Origin of the sequence: Paenibacillus whitsoniae, assembly GCF_003955665.1 — a bacterium.
Classification (GTDB): Bacteria; Bacillota; Bacilli; order Paenibacillales; family NBRC-103111; genus Paenibacillus_E; species Paenibacillus_E whitsoniae.
This window is the reverse complement of record NZ_RXHU01000017.1, coordinates 71,306-79,520: the sequence shown is the minus strand read 5'-3', so window position 1 is coordinate 79,520 and position 8,215 is coordinate 71,306. Positions and strand designations below refer to the sequence as shown.

The 8,215-nt window shown below is 50.2% G+C and carries 6 protein-coding genes; all 6 read left to right on the top strand.

Translation table 11 applies throughout. From position 1 onward, the window contains the following. On the top strand, positions 1 to 1,195 hold a 1,195-nt coding region (locus EJQ19_RS06830; RefSeq protein WP_206438379.1), incomplete at its 5' end, for a beta-galactosidase trimerization domain-containing protein. 23 nt (positions 1,196 to 1,218) lie between these two features. Beyond that, the gene (locus tag EJQ19_RS06825; RefSeq protein ID WP_126140450.1) at positions 1,219 to 2,301 is read left to right on the top strand and encodes a glycoside hydrolase family 172 protein; all 1,083 of its coding nucleotides are present in this window, start codon (positions 1,219 to 1,221) and stop codon (positions 2,299 to 2,301) included. A 176-nt stretch (positions 2,302 to 2,477) separates the two neighbouring features. Then, positions 2,478 to 3,374: an ABC transporter permease gene (locus tag EJQ19_RS06820; RefSeq protein WP_241242774.1), complete on the top strand. Its 897-nt coding sequence runs from the start codon at positions 2,478 to 2,480 to the stop codon at positions 3,372 to 3,374. Positions 3,375 to 3,389: 15 nt separating this feature from the next. Beyond that, positions 3,390 to 4,268 carry a carbohydrate ABC transporter permease gene (locus EJQ19_RS06815; protein WP_241242773.1) on the top strand — a complete coding sequence of 293 codons (879 nt, stop codon included), beginning with the start codon at positions 3,390 to 3,392 and terminating at the stop codon, positions 4,266 to 4,268. Between the two features lie 52 nt (positions 4,269 to 4,320). Beyond that, positions 4,321 to 5,925 carry a type 2 periplasmic-binding domain-containing protein gene (locus EJQ19_RS06810; RefSeq protein WP_126140449.1) on the top strand — a complete coding sequence of 535 codons (1,605 nt, stop codon included), beginning with the start codon at positions 4,321 to 4,323 and terminating at the stop codon, positions 5,923 to 5,925. Positions 5,926 to 5,983: 58 nt separating this feature from the next. After that, positions 5,984 to 8,206, top strand: a complete 2,223-nt coding sequence (locus EJQ19_RS06805; protein ID WP_126140448.1) for an AraC family transcriptional regulator — start codon at positions 5,984 to 5,986, stop codon at positions 8,204 to 8,206. Positions 8,207 to 8,215 lie beyond the last annotated feature (9 nt).

The following is an 8,215-nucleotide window of genomic DNA, read 5'->3' as shown; positions in this document are numbered from 1 at the left end:
CCTGAACGTCGATTTCTTGGGCATGACGGGCAAATTTCATACCCATTGGGGCGAGTTTGGCGGTTATAAGCACCCGAACGCTTTGCTCTGCGAAACGGCGGTGTGCTTGGCGAATGGCGCGCGATGCTCCGTCGGCGATCAACTGCATCCGCATGGGCAGCTTGACCAAGCGACCTACACGCTCATCGGCCAGGCTTATGCGCAAGTAGAGTTGAAAGAGCCCTGGTGCCGGGACACTTCCAATGTCGCAGACATCGGCGTCCTCTCCTTGGAAGCCGCGTCCTCGATGGATACAGGATTTCATAGCAACCCTTCCGATCTCGGTGTTGTACGCATTTTACAAGAAGGGCATTACCTCTACGATTTCTTGGACTTGACGTCCGATTTCACGCCATATCGCGTGTTAATTTTGCCGGATGCTGTGGCCATTACAGAGAGTTTGCTAACCAAGCTGAACGCTTACTTTCAGCAAGGCGGGAAGGTGCTCGCCACCGGACGATCCGGCCTAAGTGAAGAGTGGGACGCCTTTGCGCTGGATCTCGGCGTTCGCTGGGCAGCGGTCAATCCGTATCAACCAGCCTACTTCAAGCCTGATTTCGCCTTGCAGACACAAAGCCCGGCTTCATTTGTATTGTACGCGCCATCGCAAGTGGTGGAACTGAGCGGCGGCCAATCCTGGGGCCACATTGAAAATCCTTATTACAATCGCGATTTATTTACGTATTGCTCACACCAGCATTTTCCAACCGACCAACAAGCGGCGGCGCCCGGCATCGTTGAAAGCGAGAAGGGCATGTACATCTGCTGGCCGATCTTCGAAGAATATGCGACGGTCGGCAGCTACATCCAGAGAGAAATCGTGCAATTCGCCCTAAGCCGGCTGCTGCCGAATCCAACGCTTGAAACGAATCTGCCCTCGCAAGGCATCGTAACACTGCAACAGCAAGTCTCGCTTAATCGCAGCGTCGTGCATCTGCTCTACGCTTCGCCGGTCCGTAGAGGGAAGGGAATTGAAGTGATCGAGGATCTCCCCACGATGTCAAACATTCAACTAACGGTCCAGTGCAGGCAGAAGCCCGCTTCTGTCTATCTTGCACCGCAAATGACAACCCTTCCATTCCGTTTTGAGAACGGCAAAGTCACATGCACGATTCCAGAGTTCATCTGCCATCAGATGGTTGTGCTTCAAAATTAACAGTGATTAGGAGAGAGAAACATATGAACACATTTCACGGCTTAGACCTCGGGCTCGGCAGCTTAACTCGCATTTCGAATGCAGTCACAAGATCGATAAGCGCCGAGAATCCGACAGGAGAAAAAGGGAAGGGCGGCATGGCGACGGAGGGAACCGGAGCCTCCTGCGCAAGAGAGCTGGGCCAGGGCTGGAAAGTATCTCCCTCGGTCGACGTTCCGCCAGGCACCGTATTTACGCTGGCCGACATTCAAGGCCCCGGGGCGATCCAGCACATTTGGATGACGTGCCATCCCAAGGGCTGGCGCAATCTCATCCTGCGCATGCACTGGGATGACGAAGCGCTGCCATCTGTGGAGGTTCCTCTCGGCGATTTCTTCTGCAACGGCTGGTGCGAGCGAAGCAATGTGAACTCACTGCCGGTTGCCGTTAACCCGGCCGGCGGCTTTAACAGCTTCTGGGTCATGCCGTTTCGCCAAAAGGCCCGCATCAGCGTAGAGAACCGATCGCTTGAGGCGATTACGTTATTTTATCAATTTACTTACACATTAACGGAGATTGAAGAGGATGCTGCGTATTTCCACGCACAGTGGCGCCGCAGCAACCCACTGCCTTATCAGACGGTGCATACGATTCTGGACGGCGTCTCCGGGGCCGGTCATTATGTCGGCACCTATCTCGCATGGCAGGTCAATAACACCGGCTGGTGGGGGGAAGGGGAGATCAAGTTCTATCTCGATGGCGACGTGGAGTTCCCGACCATTTGCGGGACCGGTACGGAAGACTATTTTGGCGGTGCCTGGAATTTTGAGCATCCAACGGGGCAATACGGGATCTATTCGACGCCTTTTCTCGGGATGCATCAAGTCATTAAGCCGGACGGTTTATACCGCAGCCAGATGAGATTCGGCATGTACCGCTGGCATATCCTCGATCCGATTCGTTTCCAGCAGGATCTCAAAGTGACGATCCAGGCGTTAGGCTGGCGCTCGGAAGGCAGGTACTTGCCGCTTCAGGACGATATCGCCTCCGTTGCGTTCTGGTATCAGACGGAGCCGCATCAACCGCACCCGGTGCTGCCCGGCAAGGATAAGCTCGAGGTCATCTAACCTTAAAAAACGGCCACTTTATAAGAAATCGCCATTTTAAACGAAACGGAATACCTGTGTTGATTTCCGCCATCTCGATAGAAATGAGTCATTGAGAAAGTCCCTTGCGCCATGTAGTGTAGGGGACGTGGAGAAAGAAAGCGTTTTCCAAATAAAAAAGAAAGGAGTGGTTCACGTTGCTGAGGCGCTATTATGCCAACCGTTATTTTTTTCTCATGCTGCTGCCTGTGATCGTGTACTTTGCAGTGTTTCATTACACCCCGATCTACGGTGTGCTCATGGCGTTTCAGGATTATAAAATCTTGAAAGGCATCTCCGGCAGTACGTTCGTCGGTTTTAAATATTTTCGCGAGCTGTTCTCCGGTCTCTACTTTGTTCCCGTGCTGAAGAACACATTGATCATCAATGCCTATAAGCTTATCTTCGGGTTCCCAGCACCGATTGTGCTTGCGCTGCTCATTAATGAAGTCATGAGACCGGCGTTCAAGAAGCTCGTACAGACGATCAGTTATTTGCCTTATTTTCTATCGTGGATCGTGCTCTCCGGCATTTTTATCGAGATTTTGTCGCCGAGCCGGGGGATGATCAACATTATGTTGATGCATCTGGGGTTTAAGCCGATTTTCTTTTTGGCCAGCACGGATTGGTTCCGAACTGTTCTCGTTTCCACCGAAATCTGGAAGGGCATCGGGTTCTCCGCCATCATCTATTTGGCCGCAATCGCCGGCATCAATCCCGATATGTATGAAGCAGGGGACGTGGATGGCATCTCCCGCTTGCAAAAGATTTGGTATATCACCTTGCCTTCGATTTCACCGGTCATCGTCATCATGATCATTTTGACGTCGGGGTCGATCATCAATGACGATTTCGATCAAATTTTCAACCTGCTGAATCCGAACGTCTCCAGCGTTGGCGAAGTGATTTCCACCTATACGTACGTTGAGGGTATTTCCAAAATGAATTACAGCTATGCCGCAGCGGTAGGGCTGTTCAAAAACGTCGTTGCCCTCGTCATGGTGATTACGGCGAACTTTATCGCCCGCAAATTCAGCGATCACACGATTTTTTAGAAAGGAGGATGCCCCTTGAAGTCACGACGCTTATCGGATCGCATCTTTAGCTTCGTTGTTTATGTGCTATTAATTGGCCTGTGCGTATCGATCCTTCTGCCCGTTATGCAGGTCGTGACGATTTCGATGAGTCCAGTCGAGGTCATCAACCGATACGGCTTTCATATTATTCCGACGAAATTCGATTGGAGCGGCTATCAGCAAGTTTTTCATAAAAAAATCATTTGGATTTCCTATTGGAACACGATTGTTCGAACCTTGCTGGGAACAGCCCTCACCATCGTACTGACCTTTCTTGGCGCGTATCCGCTGTCGAAGAAGCAGCTGCCGCACCGTCCGTTCTGGACCGGCATCATCGTTTTCACGATGTTTTTCTCGGGAGGACTGATTCCCAGCTACATTCTGATCAAAAATCTCGGACTCATGAATTCCGTCTGGGCCCTGGTGCTGCCGGGGGCTGTCAGCGCTTTCCTGCTGCTGCTTGTTCGCAATTTCATTATTGCTTTGCCCGAGAGCTTGGAAGAATCCGCGAAAATCGATGGGGCGAACGATCTGTATATTCTTTGGAAAATCGTCGTTCCCTTGTCGATGCCGGTTCTGGCAACCGTCGCTTTATATACGGCCATCGGCCACTGGAATGCATGGTTTGATTCCTTACTCTATATCCAGAACGAGAAGAAACAGGTGCTTCAGCTCATTTTGCGCAAAATTATTATTGACGGCACCGCCGATCCGTCGATGACGGGCGTCACCGAAATGATGAACCAGCCGACGAATACGCAGGCGATTAAAATGGCGACCCTGGTCGTTTCCATCATTCCGATCATTTGTGTCTACCCCTTTTTGCAAAAATATTTTGTCAAAGGGACCTTGCTTGGCTCGGTGAAAGGTTAGTCCTCGGAAAATTCCGGGTTAACGCATATAATAAATTTAAGGAGGCGTTTACATGTCACTCAAAAAGAAGAGATACGTGGCAGGGATGGTCGCACTTTCGGTATTAACGATTCTGGGGGCGGCTTGTTCGAAGGACGATGCGAAGGAGGCTGCCAACACCGAAGCGGCGAAATCTACCGCAGCAGCAACAGACACTGCGAAAAAAGCGGAATCACCTGTCACCATCGACTGGCTAGCCTACAATTCGTACGGTGAACCTGACCCGCAATCCGACATCTTCAAGATGGTCGAGCAGAAGTTCAATGCCAAATTCAATGTCTGGTACGTCGACAGCCAGAAGTGGAAAGATCAATTGAATGTCAAGTTTGCCGCAGGCGAAATGCCGGATGTGCTGCAAATCCGCGACCAAATTCCGAAATACGTCGATAACGGCATCCTGGCTCCGATTCCGGAAGAGACCATTCGTAAATTAGCGCCGACCTATGCAGCAACGATTGACAAATATGATAAAAATCTATGGAACTCCGTGAAATATAATGGCAAATTATACGGCCTGCCGAGCATCAATCTCAGCGGCGATTATCCGACGGTTGTATTGTGGCGTCAAGATTGGCTTGACAACGTCGGCATTACAAAGATACCGGAGACGCTGGATGAGTTTGAAGCGGCGCTGCTGAAATTCCGCAACAACGATCCGGATAAGAACGGGAAGAAGGATACCTACGGGCTCTCCAATTTCTCCATTCCGTTCGTTCTCGGTGCCTACGGCTACCCGGGCTATAACGCGAACTATATTATCAAAGATGGCAAAGTGACATTTGCCGCTATTCAGCCGGAAATGAAGGAAGCGCTTACACTGCTGAACAAATGGTACAAAGAGGAATTAATCGATCCCGAGTTTTTGACCGGCGAGAATACAGGCGGTTACTGGGCCGATTCCCAGGCGTTCTATAACAACCGCATCGGCTTGACGGGGAACGGTATGTTCTATCAGTGGCGCAACGAGCTGTTCGGCGGCGATGACAAAGGCGGCGGTCAATATCAGAACTTCCTGAAATCGCAGCCTAACGGCAAAATCGTATTTGGCAAGCCGCCGGTTGGACCGACCGGCAAATCGGGTACGCCGGCATGGGGCGTCAACAGCACGGCTGTGGGGATCTCCACCAAGGCTGCCAAAGATCCTCGCAAAGTCGAAACGGTATTGAAAATGCTCGAAACTGCTTTTACAGACTACGACTACTATTTGACTGTTCTGAGAGGCAAAGAAGGAAAGGATTGGAAGAAAGTCGACGCAAGCGGCAAGGTGCAAATTTTGAATCAGGGGGCCAGCACAGCGGATATTTCCAAGCAAGGCATTCAAGTATTTAACATCATGAACAATCCGGATTTTGATAAGAAAGCAGATTCCGATTTGTACCGATTCGCCGATTCCAAGAAAACAACGGGCTATCCGCCGGTGATCGTCCCAGCCGTCGACAGTTACTCTCAACGTGTAGGCGACTTGTATAAACTTGCTACCGAAACGTACTACAAAATCATTCTCGGCGAGCTCCCGGTATCCAGCTTTGATGATTTCGTTGCAAAATTTAAAGCGAATGGCGGCGACCAGATCGAGAAGGACGTCAATGCCGAGTATCAAAAAATGCTGGGCAAATAACCAGTTGATACTGGTATAATCAAGGGTACAACAGTTTCCAACATCAAGGAGGACGAGAATGCAACGACCAAATTGGAAGAGCACACCTTTTTTTACACGCATGCTTGTTTTTAATTTGATGCTCATTCTCGTCCTCGGCATTATCCCGCTTGTCGTTCTATTTCAATATGTGATGTCGGCCTATAACCAGGAACTGAAGAACTTTAACTTTCAAGCAGTCAAGCAGATTCGAAGTACGATCGACGAGCAGTTTTTGAAGCCGACTGTTCAGATAGCCAACCGCAATCTGACGGAAACAACATCCGGCGAGCCGCCGTTGTTCTATCCGATGACTCATAACATTCGCAATGAATATTCGAGCCTAACGAATATCGGCACCATTCTCTCCTCGATCGAAGGGGAGCTTACCTTTGCCAATTCGGTGGATATGTATTACCGCAATAACAATGTGCTTTTTTACGGCACCAAGTTCTTCTGCTTTCTGAGTGAGTCGGACTGCAATCTGGGCTTCCGCAGCGCATGGCTCAAGGAATTTCAACAAACGGAAACGCAGATCGGCTGGTATACGATTGAGGCCGAGGACAATGAAGATCATGAGAAGCTGATCAGTTACGTCCGCAGCTATCCTTATTTTGCGACAATGGAGAACCGAAAAGCGGTGTTTGCCATCAATTTGAAGGAAAGCGCCATTCGCAAAAAATTGACCCAATCGCTGGATCAAGTAAAGGGACTTACCTTTATCCTTGATGATCAAGGACATTTGGTTTCCAGTAATGGCAGCGGGGAGGAAGAGCAAGTATTTCTCGCCCTGCGTGAGCATTGGACTCAGATGACGGAAGAGCAGCCGATTCTGAATACGGAGTGGAACGGCAAGGAGGCCGTCGCAGCCCTGACAAAATCGGAAATCAACAAGTGGCGCTATGTCACGATTGTCGAGAAAAGCGTGTTCTATAAAAGAGCTACCGATTTGCGCAATTTTATGTATTTTCTGGGCGGCGCGCTGCTGGCGATCGGCATTCTGCTTGTCTATATGCTGACCAAAAAAGCGCATCAACCCATTGGCCATGCCTTGATGGCATATTCGATGCAAATTCATGATCTGCACGATCAATTGTCGAAAAACGAACCCGTCATCAAGTATCACTATATTATGAACTTGCTGACGGGAACCGGCGAACCGGACCTTGAACGGCCGGTCTCCGACATGCAGCGGTTTCTGGATGTGCAGCTGCTTGAGGAGCATTTCGTCTGCTTTAATGTGAAGCCGATGGACGGCCTTGACGGCAACAGTCGGCACGATGTGGTCGCCGCCTATCGCATTATCGAGCGCCTGGAGCAGCCGCACGACCCGACGTATCGCATTTGGGCGATTGTCTCGGAGGATCGTCAAGTTTACGGCATTGTCAATGGCTCTGTTATTGCTGCGGAGCGTTTGGAACAAATGCTGCTCGAACAGATTCGCCAAGCGACTGACCAGCCTTATTGTCTATGTATGGGTAGCCCTTACAAAGTGGCGGAAACACCGTTGTCGGTTTCCCATCGGGAAGCCTGCGAAGCGGCGAGATATGCTTATTTCTACCCCGATCGGGCTGTGCTACGTTATGCGGAACTGCAGACAACGTCTCGGAAAGCCAATGACGGGACCGTCAAAGCGCTGGATGACCTTGCGGATGCGCTTCGTACAGGGGATCAAACCAAGGCACAGCAGACGCTGCAAGCGGTTCTCCAGGACACCTTATCGGAAACGTATAACGAAGAATATGGTCAGAATCTGTTAACCGAGCTGGTGTTTACGATTCGCAAAACATTGAAGTCGATGGGCATCAGCCTCAGTGAGCTGTACGGCTATGACATTCGCGAACATGCGAAAAGCTTTCCGAATATTAAATTGTTCTCCGCATGGCTGGATGATGTGGTGAGGACCGCGCTGCAATATATGGAGGAAAGGCGCCGAAGTCCAGATCAAGAGTTGGACATACGGGTCAAGAGCTTCATTGAAGAGCATCTGTTCGGCGAGCTGAGCCTGGATATTGTCGCCGAGCATATCGGCGTTACGCCGAACTACTTAAGCAGGCTGTTTAAGCAAAGCGCCGGTGTCACATTTATCGAGTATGTCACCAAGCGTAAGCTGGAGGCCGCCGCCAAGCTGCTTGTGGAGAATAACCATTCGGTTAATGAGATCGCAGCGATGCTGGGCTATCAGTCTACGAATCATTTTATACGCATTTTCAAGGAAAAATATGGCCAGACGCCAAAGCAATATCAGAAATTGGAGGCTTAGGAGTGGTTC

What these genes read in the sequence shown, in the direction of transcription:
- EJQ19_RS06825 (WP_126140450.1), top strand. Translation starts at nt 1,219, where the DNA reads ATGAACACATTTCACGGCTTAGACCTCGGGCTCGGCAGCTTAACTCGC.
- EJQ19_RS06810 (WP_126140449.1), top strand. Translation starts at nt 4,321, where the DNA reads ATGTCACTCAAAAAGAAGAGATACGTGGCAGGGATGGTCGCACTTTCG.
- EJQ19_RS06805 (WP_126140448.1), top strand. Translation starts at nt 5,984, where the DNA reads ATGCAACGACCAAATTGGAAGAGCACACCTTTTTTTACACGCATGCTT.